This window comes from Streptomyces sp. NPDC056361 (assembly GCF_042262805.1).
Lineage (GTDB): Bacteria > Actinomycetota > Actinomycetes > Streptomycetales > Streptomycetaceae > Streptomyces.
Genome location: NZ_JBHJQI010000002.1, coordinates 71,761 through 85,090 on the forward strand (window position 1 = coordinate 71,761; position 13,330 = coordinate 85,090).

Sequence of the window (13,330 nt, forward strand, 5' to 3'; positions counted from 1 at the left end):
TCTGTGCCCCCCTACGGAGTGCCCTGCCCGAGGCGCTTGTAGTAGAGCGTGGTGGGGCGGAGGGTGCCGTACGGGTCGGCGGCGAAGTCCGGGATGGTGCCGGCGGCCGTCCAGCCCGCGGCGCGGTAGAGGCGCTCGGCGGGGCTGTCCGTCTGGGTGTCCAGCACGAGCAGGGTGAGGCCGGTGGCGGCGGCGTGCGCCTCGGCCGCGGCGAGCAGGCGCCGTCCGAGGCCCCGGCCCCGGGCGGAGCGGTGGACGAGGAGCCGGGCGATCTCACCGCGGTGCCTGCCGTTGGCGGTGCCCGCGCGGACGAGGGTGACGACGCCGGCCGGGCGGCCGTCGGGGCCGAGGGCCGCCCACACGTCCCGTACGCCCTCGGCGGCCTCCCCGGCGGCGCGGGCCCACCAGGCGGCCGCCTCGGCCGGTTCCAGGGGCGCCCGGAAGCCGACGGAGGCGCCGCCGTCCACGGCGTCGACGAGGAGCGCGGCGAGGCCGTCGGAGGCGTGGGCGCGTACGGCCTCGGGGGACAGCCGCTCGACGGCGTCCAGCGGCTTCTCCAGGCAGAGCAGGTCGGGCCGGTCGTCCCAGGGCGCCGCGGTGGCGAAGCCGAGGCTCCGGTAGAGGGCGAGCGGCTCGTCGCGCCAGGACCAGACCGTGAGGCGCACGGCGGGCGCGCCGGACCCGGCGGCCCGGCGCAGGGCCTCGGCCATCAGCGCCCTCGCGAGGCCCTTCCGCCGGGCCTCGGGCGCCACCCAGAGCCGCTTGATCTCGGGGGCGCGCCCGTCGCGGGGGGCCTTGAGGACGACGCAGCCGGCCGGCGCGTCGGCGCCGGCCGGGGTGGCGAGCAGGACCGTGTCGGCGGCGAAGGCGGCGGCCGGGTCCTCGGCCTCGGCGCGGTATACGGCAGGGAGCTCGGCGACCGTCCCCACCGCCGTCCCCTTCTCCTCCTGGTTGACCAGGTGGTAGGCGCCGAGCAGGCCGGCGAGCCGCGGGTGGGAACGGTTCTCCTCGATGCGTGGCTTCATGGGCCCGAGCTTCACACCGAGATGTTTCGGGCACGTGAAGACCGCCCGGACCCGCGACCCGTGTCCGGGTGGGTCCGGGCGGGTCCCGGTCCGCCCGGGGCGGCGGACCGGGTGCGGGGATCAGGGCGTGTAGGACTCGGCCGCGTCCGAGACGAACGGCTGCCGGACCGTGCGCATGCCGCCGGGGACGGACTTGTCGGGCTGGAGGATGACGGACTCGCGGGACGACGGTGCCTCGGGGTCGCCGAGGTCGTGGGTCATGCCGAAGCCGGCGTCGTGGGCCTTCATCGTGAGGAGGGCCTTGTCGACGCCCTCGCGGGTGAGGTCCTTGTCGGCGCAGGCCTTCTTCAGCGCCTCGCCGAAGACGCTCGCGGCGGTCCAGCCGGCGACGATGCCGTTGTCGAGGCCGTCGCCCGGGTAGGCCGCCTGGTAGTCGGCGACCAGCTTCTTCGCGGTGGGGGTGTCCGCGCCGATGGGCAGGCTCGGGGAGGCGAACCAGTACATCTTCTCCAGGGCGGGCCCGGCCTGGGTGCCGAGCAGCTGCGGGGCGAAGGCCGAGTTGTTGCCGACGACCGGCACCCTGAGGCCGGTGGCGGCGGCGACGCCGACGAGGGAGGCGGCCTGGCGGGGCCCCGCGCTGATGACGACGGCCTTGACCCTGGCCTGCTTGAGCGCCGCGACCTGCGCCGACATGTCGTTGTCGGTGGGCTTGATCTTCTGCTCGACGACGGTCAGGCCCGCCTTGCCGGCCGCGTACTTCGAGCCCGTGAGCGCGTTCTCGCCGTAGTCGCCCTCGAAGTAGACGTGGCCGAGCTTGTCGCCCGCCTTCAGGCCCTTGTCCTTGACCAGGAAGTCCACGGCGTTGATCGTCTCGACGTCGTACGTGGCTCCCAGGACGCGGATGTACGGGGAGCCGAGCAGCGAGGCCGACCAGGCCTGCGGCAGGACGAGGCCCTTGTCCTGGCCGTCGACGCGGGACTTGACGGCGGCGACGAACGGGGAGCCGATGAACTGGGTGTAGCCGACGACCTTCGGCTCCAGCTCCGTGTAGGCGGCGAGCGCCTTCTGCGGGTCGTAGCCGTGGTCGCGGACCGTCAGCTCCAGCTGCCGGCCGCAGATCCCGCCGGCGGCGTTGACCTGCTTCACGTACAGCTGCTGGGCCTGGGTGACGCTCTTGCCGAGGGTGGCGTACACCCCGGTCATGTCCGTGAGCGCGCCGAGGGAGATCGTCCTGTCCGTGACGCCCTCGCCGGTCTTCACCCCGCCCGCGCCGGTCTCCTTGCCGTCACCGGTCTTCGCCTTGGAACTGCATCCGGCGGCGGTGAGCGCGACCAGTGCGGCGAGCGCCGCGGCCAGGCCCCGCACGGCCTGTCGTCCGTGGTTCATCGTGCCTCTCCTGAGGGTCGGTCTGACGTGGGGGTCTTGCGTGTCCGGGCGGCGAGGCGGACCAGGCCGCCGGGCAGGAACAGCACCACCGCGACGACGGCGGCGCCGTACAGGTAGCGCGCGGCCTCCCCCGGTGCGATCCCGCCCGTCCCGGGGGCGGAGACCAGGGGCAGGGCGTCGCTGTAGCGGGTGAGGAGCTGCGGCAGGAGGGAGACGAAGACCCCTCCCGCCACCGCGCCCGCGACCGAGCCGAGACCGCCGATGACGATCATGGCCAGGTATTCGAGGGACAGCGCCATGCCGAAGTACTCGGGCACGGTGCGCTGGAAGACCAGGGCGAGCAGGACGCCCGCCAGGCCCGCGTACATGGACGACAGCACGAAGACGGCGGCGCGGTAGCGGGCCACCGGGATGCCCATGACGCCGGCGGCGATCCGGTGGTCCCTGATGGCGTTCATCGCACGCCCGGGGCGGCCGCCGAGGACCCCGCGGGCGAAGAGGACACCGCCGGCGAGCAGCGCGAGCCCCAGGTACCAGAGCTTCTCGACGGCACCGAACGGCACCTGGGCGACGAGGAGTTCGGTGTCGTCGAAGGTGAGGCCGAAGAGGGAGAGCGGGGGCACGGCACGGCCGTTGTAGCCGCCGGTGACGTCGTGGGCGTTGAACAGCACGTGCTGGCCGATGAAGATCAGCGCGAGGGTGGCGATGCCCAGGTACGCGCCGCGCAGCCGCCCCGCGATGGGGCTGAACACCCCGCCCGCCAGTCCCGCGAGGGCGACCGCGAGGACGGCGGCGAGCCAGCCGGGCAGACCGAGGCCGGCCAGGCCGTCCGCGCCGTCGCCGGCGAAGGCGCAGTAGCCGTAGGCGCCGACGGCGAGGAAGAAGGCGTGCCCCATCGACAGCTGGCCGGTCGCGCCGGTCAGCAGGTTGATGCCGACGGCCCCCAGCGCGGCGGCCATCGCGAACAGTCCGGCCTGGAGCCAGAAGCGGTCCAGGTAGAACGGGAGCGCGGCCAGCAGCAGGCCCGCGGCGGACCAGCCGTACACCCGGGTGCGGACCCTGACGGCGGGGCGGGTGAGGGTCTCAGACACGCGCGAGCTCCTTCGTGCCGAACAGTCCGGCCGGGCGGATCAGCAGCACCGCGACCATCACCAGATACGGGGCGACGTCGCCGATCCCCCGGCCGAGGAACGCCAGGTCGCCCTGGTAGCCGGTGGCGAGGGACTCCGTGATCCCCACGAGCAGCCCGCCGACCAGGGCGCCCGTGGTGGAGTCGAGGCCGCCGAGGATGGCGGCGGGGAAGGCCTTCAGGGCGGCGAGCGACGTGGCCCGCTCCAGGCCGGGGGTCGGGAAGACCGTCAGGAACAGCGCCGCGACGGCGGCGAGACCGCCGGCCACCGCCCAGGCGCCGAGCGAGACCCGGCCGAGCCGGATGCCCATCAGGGCGGCGGTCTCCTGACTCTCCGCCGCGGCCCGCATGGCCACGCCCCAGGACGTGTACCGGAAGGCGAGCAGGAACGCCGTGATCAGCAGGGCGGCGGCGAGGAGCGCCGCGATCCTGGTCTCGGCGATCGTCACCGGGCCCACGGTGACCACGGCGTCGCCCCACGGATCGCCGAGGGCGAGGATGTCGGTGCCGATCCGCCGGGTCAGCTCCGTGGCGAGGAGGATGTCGACGCCGATGGTGACGATCGCGAGGACGCTGTGGTCGGCGCCCCGGTGCCGTCGCATCACCAGGAACTCGACGGCCGCGCCGACCACCGCCGCGCCCGCCACCCCGGCGAGCAGCGCGGGCCAGAAGCCGATCGTGTCGTGCAGCACCGCGGTGACGTAGCCGCCGGCGAGCAGGAGCGAGGCGTGGGCGAAGTTCACGACCTCCGTGGCGCGGAAGATCACCACGAAGCCGAGGGCGATGAGGGCGTAGATCGAGCCCAGCGAGACGCCGTTGATCAGGAATTCGGCGAAGGTGCTCACGCGGCGGTCTCCTCTCCGAGGTAGGCGCGGACGACCGCCGGGTCGTTCTGCACGTCGGCGGGTGCCCCGTCGGCGATCCGGCGGCCGAAGTCGAGGACGGTCACGGAATCGGCGAGTCGCATCACCAGGCCCATGTCGTGCTCCACGAGGAGCACCGAGATGCCGAGGCTGTCGCGGACCCCCGCGATGACCGAGGCGGTACGGCGCCGCTCGTCGGCCGTCATCCCCGCCACCGGTTCGTCCAGCAGCAGCAGCTTCGGCTCCATGCACAGGGCGCGGGCCAGCTCGGCGAGCTTCTGCTGCCCGTACGGCAGCGAGCCCGCGGGCCGCCCGAGCTGCTCCTCCAGGCCCACGAACGCGGCGATCTCCCGGACCCTGGCCCGGTGCCTCGCCTCCTCGCGCGCCGCCGACGGCAGCCGCAGCCCCGCGGCAAGGAAGCCGGTGCGGGTCAGCCGGTGCCGGCCCAGCATCAGGCTGTCCTCCACGGTGGCGCGCGGCGGCAGCGCCAGGTTCTGGAAGATCCGGCCGACCCCGAGGTCCGCGATCCGGTGCGGGGCCAGGGCGGTCAGCTCGTGCGGGCCGAACCGGACCGATCCCCCGGTCGCCCGGTAGACGCCCGAGAGCACGTTGAAGCACGTGGACTTCCCGGCCCCGTTGGGTCCGATGAGGGCATGCACGGTGCCCGGCCGCACGGTGAAGCCGACCCCGTCGAGAGCCGTCAGCCCGGCGAACCGGACGGTGACGTCGCGGACTTCGAGGGCGGGGACGTCGGGCCCGGGCGGTACAGGGGCGGGCCCGGGCGGTAGGGGGGCGGGCCCAGGCGGTACGGGGGTGGGCCCGGACGATACGGGGGCGGCGGGCCCGTCGGCGACGGGCTCCGGCTCCTTCCCCGGCGGCGGGATGCTCGTCATCGGGTTTCCTCCCAGCGGGACAGGACCGGGTGGGCGGCACGCGCCTCGGCCGCATCGGCGGCAGCCGCCTCGTCGACGACGCCCAGGTAGCGGCGGCGGACCTCGTCCGAGGCGGCCAGCTCCGCGGCGGGACCGGACAGCGTGACCTCGCCGACCTCCAGGACGTACGCGAGGGAGGCGAGCCGCAGCGCGAGCGCCGCGTTCTGCTCGACGAGGAGCACCGCCGTGCCCTGCGCGTTGATCTCCCGGACGGCGTCGGCGATCCGGGCCGCCATCAGCGGCGCCAGACCGAGGGACGGCTCGTCCAGGAGGAGGAGCCCCGGCTCCGCCATCAGCGCGCGGCCGACGGCGAGCATCTGCTGCTCGCCCCCGGAGAGCAGCCCGGCCTGCTGACGGGCCCGGTCGGCCAGGACGGGGAAGAGCTCGTGGACCCGCCGCAGCGCGGCCGCCTTCGCGGACCGGCCGCCGCGCCCGCCGAGCGCGCCCGCGCGCAGGTTGTCCTCGACCGACATCCGGGCGAAGACCTGACGGCCCTCCGGCACCTGCGAGACGCCGGCCGCGACGACCCGGTCGGGCGGCAGCCCGTCGAGCGGCCGGCCGTCACGGCTCACCGTGCCCGAGACCACGGCGCCGCCGTGGAACCGCAAGGTGCGCGAGACGGCCCGCAGCAGCGTGGACTTGCCTGCTCCGTTGCCCCCCAGGACGGTGACGACCGCGCCGGCCGGCACGGTCAGCGAGACCCGCCGCAGCGCGTGCACGGGCCCGTACCCCGCCGTCAGGTCCGTCACCTGGAGGGCGGGTGCGGTGCCTCCCATGGTTCCCCTTTCCCCGGCCGCCCTTGTTCACCGGCCGTTCAGTGGCGCTCACCCCAGCACCGCCCCCGACCGCCCGTCCACGCCCCGCGGCCGAAACGCTGCCGGTGACCAGCGGGCGCGGCGAAGGGCTGTGCATGCGCACAACGCTGCGCGTCAGGGCTGTGCCCGGGGGGCCGGGGCAGTGGATCCTCCCGGCATGGGACGGCGCAGACGGCGGACCGGTGACGACTGGAAGGTGCTCGCACAGGCGTGCGCGACACTTCTGGAACGGGTGCCGGAACTGGTGGACGAGCATCTACGGGAGCTCCACGCGTACGAACCCGCCTACGGGCGGATCCTCCCGTACGACCAGCACTGGCAAGAGGCGCAGAAGGCCATGCGGATCGGGATCGAGATGATCTCGGCGCCCCGCGACTCGCCCCGGCGCGACCTCGAACACGCCGACGAGATGGGCCGGCGGCGGGCCGCCCAGGGCATGCCCCTGGAACTCGTCGTCCACGCCTACCGGCACGCCGGACACCTGGTGTGGGACGCGCTCATCGAAAGCGCGGGGACCGACACGGGGCAGCTCGCCGCGCTCATGCAGTCCGCCACCACGGTGTGGTCCGCCGTGGACGCCCAGGCCGACACCGCCTCCGAGGCCTACCGGTCCGCCGAACTCGAACTCCGCCGCCGCACCGACGAACAGCTCAAGGCCCTCCTCGACGCCCTCCTCCAGGGCCAGCGCTCCCCCGAACTCGTCTCACGCGCCGCGGCCGGCCTCGACCTCCCCGAACAGGGCCGGTACGCGGTCGTCGTCCTCCGCTACGACCGCCGCGAGGAACGCGAACCCTTCCACCGGCAGGTCCAGGGCGAGGGCGTCCGCTTCCTCTGGCGCATGGGGGCCGACTGCGAACTCGGCGTCGTGGCGCTCGCCGGCGACACCGGACTCGACGCGCTCTCCGAACTCCTCGACGGCCGCTGCCCCGGCCCCGGCGGCATCAGCCCCGTCGTCGTCGGCCTCACCGAACTCGGCCGCGCCCGGCGGCTCGCCGAGCTCGCCCTCCGCACCTGCCCGCCCGGCAGCCGCGCCATCGTCCGCCTCGACCGCCGGATGTCGGCCGCCCTCGTCGTCTCCCAGCCCGACATGGCCCACCTCCTCGTCTCCGACGTCCTCGGCGCGCTCCTCGAACTCGACCCCGCCGACCGTGCGGTCCTCCTCGAGACCCTCGACACCTGGCTCGACTGCGAAGGCTCCGCCGGGCGGGCGGCCGGGCGCCTCTACTGCCACCGCAACACCGTCTTCAACCGCCTCCGCCGGCTGGAGCAGCTCACCTCCCGCTCCCTCTCCCGGCCGCGCGACCTCACCGAAATGACCCTCGCCCTCGACGCCTTCCGCCTCACCACCCCGCCCTAGCCCCCCTGCGCCCGCCCCACTCCGTTGCGGCCCGCCCCCGCCCGTCGTGGGCATTCGTTCCGCCGGGGCGGGCCCACCCTCGCCGCTCCCGCCACCCCTCGTTGTGGGCAATCGTTCCGCCGGGGCAGGCCCACCCCGCCACACCCGCGCCCACCCCGTTGTGGGCAATCGTTCCGCTGGGGCGGAACGGGTGGGCACAACGGACGGCGCCCCCTGCCGGGCCTAGGCATCCGCGCCCGAACCCGCACCGGATGCGCGGCTCACATGGGGTGCGGGCAGGCACAAGGGGCGGACGCGCCGCCAAGGGCGCCGTCCCGTGTGCCCACCCGTCCCGCCCTGGGGGTACCCCCGGACGAAGTCTGGGGGAGGGACGATTGCCCACACGGAGGTGGGCGACGGGACTACGGCCGGCGGCGGGCGCAGCCCGCACGAGGCAGGGGTCCAGGACGCCGCCCGTACGGGCACGGGCCCACACGGCGGCGGGCGGCGGGGTCGACGCAGGGGCGAGGGTCGGCGGGTGCGGGCCCATGCGACGGGGGCGCGGGCCCGGACGGTGGGTGCTGTCCGCGGCCGCGGTGGGCGTGGCGCGTGGGGGTATCCGGTGGGAGCGGGGGGTTAGGAGAGGAAGTCGTGGGCGATGGTGGAGGCGGTGGATTCGAGGAGGGGGCCCGCGTTGGCGATGCACTTGGCGGTGTCGGGCTCGAGGGCGGTGAGGGGGTAGGCGCGGCGGATGCCGGCGGCGCCGAGGGCCTCCGGGGGGAGGGCGAGGCGGCCGCAGACGGCGACGACTTCCTTGCCGGCGGCGCGCGCGGCGGCGGCGACGCCGGCGGGGGCCTTGCCGTGGAGGGTCTGCTCGTCGAGGGAGCCTTCGCCGGTGATGACGAGGGTGGCGCGCTCCAGGGCGGGGGCGAAGCCGAGGACGTCGAGCATGAGCTCGATGCCGGGGCGGAAGCTCGCGCCGAGGATGAGGGCGCCGTAGCCGATGCCGCCGGCGCCGCCTGCTCCGGGGGCGAGGGCGGCTTCGGCGGCCTTGGGGCCGACGGCCTTCTCGAGGACGGTGGCGAAGTGGGCGAGGGCCGCGTCGAGGGTGCGGACGTCGTCGGGGGTGGCGCCCTTCTGGGGGCCGTAGACGGCGGGGGCGCCCTTGGGTCCGGTGAGCGGGTTGTCGACGTCGCTGGCGAGGATGAGGTCGATGTCCGCGAAGCGGGGGTCGAGGCCGGTGAGGTCGGCGGTGGCGAGGTCGGCGAGCGGCGCGCCGCCGGGGCCGACGGGCTCGCCGGCCGCGTCGAGGAGGCGGGCGCCGAGCGCGGCGAGCATGCCGGCGCCGCCGTCGGTGGTGGCGCTGCCGCCGACGCCGAAGACGATCGTGGTGGCGCCCGCGTCGAGGGCGGCCCGGAGGAGCTCGCCGGAGCCGTAGGTCGTGGCGGTGAGCGGGGCGAAGACCCCGGCGGGGAGGAGCTGGAGGCCGGAGGCCTCCGCCATCTCGACGACCGCGGTGGTGCCGCGCAGCGCATAGGCCGCGACGACGGGCTCGCCGAGCGGTCCCGTCACGGGCACTTCGCGGCGCTCGAATCCGGCTGCCACGGCCGCGGCGACGGTGCCGTCGCCGCCGTCGGCGACGGGCAGGGTCTCCACCGTGAGGTCGGGGACGACCCGTCGGAGTCCTGCGGTGACCCGCTCCGCGACCTGCACGGCCGTGAGCGAACCCTTGAACTTGTCAGCCGCCACGAGCACGTGAGCGACCTGAGTTGCTGCTCCGTCCGTCACCTTGCATCCCTTGCTTTCGAACGTGCAGTCGCGCCGAGCCTGACCTTATCCGTACCGCCAGACGGCGTGCCACCCCCTGATGAGGCGATATTCCGCACCATAGTGGGGTCGCATGGGTACGGAACCGATCGAACGGGCCCCGCGCGAGCGGCATGCGCCCGATGGCAAGGTCATCGGGATCGGGGTGGCGGCCGTGGTGGCGGCGGTCGCCTGGGCCGCGCTGGGCGAGGACTCGTTCGACAGTGCGTCGTCCACGGCGCTGAAGTGGGTCCTGTCGAATTTCGCCTGGCTCTTCGTGGTCGCCGCGGACACGTTCCTCGTGCTGTGCGTGGTGATCGCGCTGAGCCGGTTCGGCCGGATCAGGCTGGGTGCGGACGACTCGGAGCCGGAGTTCACGAACCTGGCGTGGATCGCGATGATGTTCAGCGCCGGGATGGGCATCGGTCTGATGTTCTACGGGGTCGGGGAGCCGCTCCAGCATTTCCTGAGCCCGCCGCCGGCGAGCGGTGTCCCGCCGGAGTCGGGTGCGGCGGCCCGTACGGCGCTGGAGTACTCGTTCTTCCACTGGACGCTGACGCCGTGGGCGATCTACGGCATCGCGGGGCTCGCGCTGGCGTACGCGGGCTTCCGCAAGGGCCGCGGGAACCGGTTGAGCTCGGCGTTCGTGCCGCTGATGGGGGCTCGGCGGGCGGACGGGTGGCCGGGGAAGGCGATCGATCTGCTCGCGGTGTTCGCGACGGTGTTCGGTACGGCGACGAGTCTGGGGCTCGGTGCGCTGCAGGTGGCCGAGGGGCTGAACCTGACGATGGACGTGGAGAACTCGACGGCGACCCAGCTGATCATCATCGTGGCGCTGTCGGCGGCTTTCGTCCTGTCGGCGTTCTCGGGGCTCCACAAGGGCGTGAAGTGGCTGTCCACGCTGAACATCGTCCTCGCGGCCTGTCTGATGGTCTTCGTCTTCCTGCTCGGCCCGACCGTGTACATCCTGGACACGATCCCGGCGTCCGTCGGCGGGTACCTCCACCAGCTGCTGCCGATGGCGAGCCGTACGGGCGCGTTCACGGACCGTGCCTGGCTGGGTACGTGGACGATCTTCTACTGGGCGTGGTGGCTGTCGTGGGCGCCGTTCGTCGGCACCTTCATCGCCCGGATCTCGCGCGGCCGGACGATCAGGGAGTTCCTGATGGGGGTGCTGCTCGTGCCGTCGGGGGCGACGGTGGTGTGGTTCTGCGTGATGGGCGGTACGGCGATCCGGCTGCAGTCGACGGGCGCGGCCGACCTGGCGACGGCGGTGCAGGACGGGGTGGAGGCCTCGCTGTTCGCGATGCTGGAGGCACTGCCGATCGGCACGGTCACCTCGTTCGTCGCGATGCTGCTGGTGATGACGTACTTCATCACCAGCGCCGACTCCGCCTCGCTGGTGATGGGCTCGCTGACGAGCCGCGGCGCGCTGAATCCCCCGACGTGGCTGGTGGTGACCTGGGGTGTCCTGATGGCGGCGGTGGCGGCGGTGCTGCTCGTGGTGGGCGGTCTGGGCTCGCTGCAGACGGCGACGATCCTGGTGGCGCTGCCGTTCGTGGTGGTGATGCTGGTGCTGTGCTTCGCCCTCCTGAAGGAGCTGCGCGAGGACCCGGGGGCGGGTCCGGCCCGGCACCAGGCCCTGCACGGGCTGCGGGACGCGGTGCGGGCCCTGGTCGGCGAGGCGATGACGGAGCGGGCCGGCGACCGTCAGGACCGGCCGGGCCGGGCCGCGCGGGCCGGGACCGACGCGGAGCGTCCCGAGGGCGGGGCCTGAGGTGGCCGGCGCGCACGAGGGGCTCGCGGACCGGATCCTGGGCGGTTGGACGGGCCGGATCGCCGGGAACATGCTCGGCAAGCCGGTGGAGCGCGGTGACCACTGGACGCGTGAGCACATCGACGCGTACCTGCGGCTGACGGACGCGCTGCCGCTGACGGACTACCTGCCGCCTCCGCCGCCGGGGGCGACCGGGTTCGAGCTGCGGCCCGAGTGGCCGGTGTGCGTGCGCGGCGGGGTCGACGGGAGCTGCCGGGACGACGACGTCGACTGGTCGATCCTCGGGCTGCACGTCCTGGAGACCCGCGGCTTCGCCTTCACGACCGAGCAGCTCGGCGAGGAGTGGCTGCTGCGGCTTCCGTACCTCCAGACGTTCACGGCCGAGCGGGCCGCGTACCGGAACCTCGTGAACGGGCTGCGGCCGCCGCTGTCGGCCACGTACGACAATCCCCACCAGGAGTGGATCGGCGCGCTGATCCGGGCCGACGTCTACGGCTGGACGTGCCCGGGCGACCCTCGCCGGGCGGCCTCGCTCGCCCGCCGGGACGCGGTGCTGTCGCACACCGGGAACGGGGTGTACGGGGCGATGTGGGCGGCGGCCGTGATCGCGGCGGCCTTCACTGCGCCGGATGTCCGGTCCGCCCTGGAGGCGGGACTGGCCCAGGTGCCGGCGAGCAGCCGGCTCGCCCGTACGGTCCGGGGGACGATCGCCCTCCACGAGTCGGGGCTCGGCTGGTCCGCCACACTCGACGAGCTCGCCGAGCGCACGGCGGGCCTCGGCTGGATCCACACCGTCCCGAACGCGGGCGTGCTGACCGCCGGACTCCTGTACGGGGAAGGGGACTTCACCCGCACCATCGCCCTCACCGTGCGCGGCGGCCTCGACACGGACTCCAACGGGGCCACGGCCGGTTCGGTGGCGGGGGTGATGTGCGGGGCCGCGGCGATCCCGCCGCAGTGGTCGGAGCCGCTGCGGGACCGGGTGCGCAGCGCGGTGTTCGGCTTCGACGGCGTCCGGATCAGCGAACTGGCCCGGCGGACCCTGCGGTTGGCCGCGCCTCCCGCGTGACGGACGGGGCGGCGGTCGGTACGGCGGCGGCCGGTTCGGTGGCGGTCGGCTTCGGATCCACGGGGCGGACCATGGACGACACGGCCGCGGAGAAGAGCAGCAGGGCGCCGACGATCAGGACCAGGGCCCCGATGAGGATCCAGAAGCACCCGCCGATCACCAGGCGGGTGCGCCGGTCGGACGCCTCCGGCACCGGTGGTCAGCCCTGCTGGGGCTCGGGCGGGACGATCTCGCCGGTGCGGTGGGGCTCGTCGCGGCTGACGGCCCTGGCCTCGGTGCGGTGGCCGCGGGCGATGTAGTCGCGCACGACGGCTTCGACGGCGTCCTGGGGGTTGCCGATGCCGGCCAGGACCATGACTTCCACGACGAGTTCGGCATCGAGCGCGATGTTCACCTTGGCCATGGCGGGAACCTAACACCCGGAAACCCGTTCGCGGGGGCGGATTCCCGTGCCTAGGGTCGTCGTATGACGATGGTCGCGATTCTCAGCGGAGCCGGTATCTCGACGGACTCGGGCATCCCCGACTACCGGGGGCCGAACGGTGTCTGGCGGCGGGACCCCGAGGCCGAGCGGCTCGTCACCTACGGGCCGTACATGGCCGACCCCGAGATCCGCCGCCGCTCGTGGCGCATGCGGCTCGACGGCCCGGTCCTGAGGGCCGAGCCGAACGTGGCGCACCTCGCCATCGCGGCGTACGAGCGGACGAGCGGCAACGCGCTGCGGGTGATCACGCAGAACGTGGACGGACTGCACCAGGCCGCCGGGGTGTCCGAGCGGAAGGTGCTCGAACTCCACGGCTCGGCGCGGTCGGTGGTGTGCACGGGGTGCCACGCCCGTTCGTCGATGGCGGAGGCGCTCGACCGGGTGCGGGCCGGTGAGGCCGACCCGCCGTGCCGGGCGTGCGGCGGGATCCTGAAGTCGGCGACGGTGATGTTCGGGCAGAAGCTCGATCCGGAGGTCCTCGGCCAGGCGATGTCGATCGCCAAGGCCGCCCAGGTGTTCGTCGCGGTCGGCAGCAGCCTCCAGGTCCAGCCCGCCGCGTCCCTCGCGGGGATCGCGGCCGAGCACGGCGCCCGGCTGATCGTCGTGAACGCCGAGCCCACCCCGTACGACCCCGTCGCCGACGAAGTCGTCCGCGAGCCGATCGGCACGGCGCTGCCCGCGCTGCTCGACCGGCTGCGGTAGCCGCTC

13 protein-coding genes are annotated in these 13,330 nt (G+C 74.2%); 4 read left to right on the plus strand and 9 right to left on the minus strand.

The window, feature by feature from the left end:
* Positions 1-11: 11 nt before the first annotated feature.
* The 6 genes from ACFCY7_RS01180 to ACFCY7_RS01205 form a co-directional block, all read right to left on the minus strand.
* Positions 12-1,025, minus strand: a complete 1,014-nt coding sequence (locus ACFCY7_RS01180) for a GNAT family N-acetyltransferase (RefSeq protein WP_376480347.1) — start codon at positions 1,023-1,025, stop codon at positions 12-14.
* Between the two features lie 120 nt (positions 1,026-1,145).
* Complete coding sequence (locus ACFCY7_RS01185; RefSeq protein WP_376480348.1) at positions 1,146-2,411, minus strand: ABC transporter substrate-binding protein; 1,266 nt, start codon at positions 2,409-2,411, stop codon at positions 1,146-1,148.
* Positions 2,408-3,502 (minus strand): branched-chain amino acid ABC transporter permease, encoded by a 1,095-nt coding sequence (locus tag ACFCY7_RS01190; RefSeq protein ID WP_376480349.1) that lies wholly within the window; start codon positions 3,500-3,502, stop codon positions 2,408-2,410. Before ACFCY7_RS01190 ends, ACFCY7_RS01185 begins: the two co-directional genes overlap by 4 nt.
* On the minus strand, positions 3,495-4,385 hold the full coding sequence (locus ACFCY7_RS01195; RefSeq protein ID WP_376480350.1) for a branched-chain amino acid ABC transporter permease: 891 nt from the start codon (positions 4,383-4,385) through the stop codon (positions 3,495-3,497). Before ACFCY7_RS01195 ends, ACFCY7_RS01190 begins: the two co-directional genes overlap by 8 nt.
* Positions 4,382-5,296 carry an ABC transporter ATP-binding protein gene (locus ACFCY7_RS01200; RefSeq protein ID WP_376480351.1) on the minus strand — a complete coding sequence of 305 codons (915 nt, stop codon included), beginning with the start codon at positions 5,294-5,296 and terminating at the stop codon, positions 4,382-4,384. Before ACFCY7_RS01200 ends, ACFCY7_RS01195 begins: the two co-directional genes overlap by 4 nt.
* Positions 5,293-6,111 carry an ABC transporter ATP-binding protein gene (locus ACFCY7_RS01205; protein WP_376480352.1) on the minus strand — a complete coding sequence of 273 codons (819 nt, stop codon included), beginning with the start codon at positions 6,109-6,111 and terminating at the stop codon, positions 5,293-5,295. The genes ACFCY7_RS01200 and ACFCY7_RS01205 overlap by 4 nt, the downstream gene beginning before the upstream one ends.
* A 196-nt stretch (positions 6,112-6,307) precedes the next feature.
* Here ACFCY7_RS01205 and ACFCY7_RS01210 point away from each other — a divergent pair, with 196 nt between their 5' ends.
* Positions 6,308-7,507 (plus strand): PucR family transcriptional regulator, encoded by a 1,200-nt coding sequence (locus ACFCY7_RS01210; protein WP_376480353.1) that lies wholly within the window; start codon positions 6,308-6,310, stop codon positions 7,505-7,507.
* A 615-nt stretch (positions 7,508-8,122) separates the two neighbouring features.
* On the opposite strand, the gene ACFCY7_RS01215 is transcribed toward ACFCY7_RS01210, so the two are convergent.
* Positions 8,123-9,274: a glycerate kinase gene (locus ACFCY7_RS01215; RefSeq protein WP_376480354.1), complete on the minus strand. Its 1,152-nt coding sequence runs from the start codon at positions 9,272-9,274 to the stop codon at positions 8,123-8,125.
* 112 nt (positions 9,275-9,386) lie between these two features.
* On the opposite strand from ACFCY7_RS01215, the gene ACFCY7_RS01220 reads away from it, so the two are divergent.
* Together ACFCY7_RS01220 and ACFCY7_RS01225 are read left to right on the plus strand one after the other, a co-directional pair.
* A complete protein-coding gene (locus tag ACFCY7_RS01220) occupies positions 9,387-11,069 on the plus strand; it encodes a BCCT family transporter (RefSeq protein WP_376480355.1) in 1,683 nt (560 codons plus the stop codon).
* A 1-nt stretch (position 11,070) separates the two neighbouring features.
* Entirely contained in the window at positions 11,071-12,138 is a 1,068-nt protein-coding gene (locus tag ACFCY7_RS01225; protein WP_376480356.1) for an ADP-ribosylglycohydrolase family protein, read from the plus strand.
* On the opposite strand, the gene ACFCY7_RS01230 is transcribed toward ACFCY7_RS01225, so the two are convergent.
* Together ACFCY7_RS01230 and ACFCY7_RS01235 are read right to left on the minus strand one after the other, a co-directional pair.
* Positions 12,089-12,331, minus strand: coding sequence for a hypothetical protein (locus tag ACFCY7_RS01230; RefSeq protein WP_376480357.1), 243 nt, complete (start codon positions 12,329-12,331; stop codon positions 12,089-12,091). The two genes, ACFCY7_RS01225 and ACFCY7_RS01230, sit on opposite strands and share 50 nt — an antisense overlap.
* A gap of 6 nt (positions 12,332-12,337) precedes the next feature.
* A complete protein-coding gene (locus ACFCY7_RS01235) occupies positions 12,338-12,541 on the minus strand; it encodes a type II toxin-antitoxin system VapB family antitoxin (RefSeq protein WP_366307196.1) in 204 nt (67 codons plus the stop codon).
* Between the two features lie 63 nt (positions 12,542-12,604).
* On the opposite strand from ACFCY7_RS01235, the gene ACFCY7_RS01240 reads away from it, so the two are divergent.
* On the plus strand, positions 12,605-13,324 hold the full coding sequence (locus ACFCY7_RS01240; RefSeq protein ID WP_376480358.1) for an NAD-dependent deacetylase: 720 nt from the start codon (positions 12,605-12,607) through the stop codon (positions 13,322-13,324).
* Positions 13,325-13,330: the final 6 nt, after the last annotated feature.